At 42.5% G+C, this 228-nt stretch carries 1 protein-coding gene; it reads left to right on the top strand.

The annotated features are described in order from the left end of the window. Nucleotides 1–14 precede the first annotated feature (14 nt). A complete protein-coding gene (locus tag DAHG_RS22075) occupies nt 15–140 on the top strand; it encodes an IS200/IS605 family accessory protein TnpB-related protein (protein WP_390621904.1) in 126 nt (41 codons plus the stop codon). The last annotated feature ends 88 nt before the right edge of the window (nt 141–228 follow it).

The following is a 228-nucleotide window of genomic DNA, read 5'->3' as shown; positions in this document are numbered from 1 at the left end:
ATCAGCCAAAAGGACTGAATCGAATGCTGAGTGAATTTGCTTATGCGCAAATCAGTGAAGCCATCGAACGAAAAGCTGCTTATGAAGGTGTTGAAGTGATCAAAGTTGATCCAGCCTATACGTCACTGATTGGAAATTAAAGTATGTGAGGGATAAGGGAATGAGTGTGCATCAGGCAGCGAGTTACGTGATCGCAAGAAAAGGGATCGGATACAAAGAGAAGATCTT

This window comes from Dielma fastidiosa, assembly GCF_000313565.1.
Taxonomy (GTDB): domain Bacteria; phylum Bacillota_I; class Bacilli_A; order Erysipelotrichales; family Erysipelotrichaceae; genus Dielma; species Dielma fastidiosa.
This window is presented reverse-complemented; position numbering and strand designations above follow the sequence as displayed.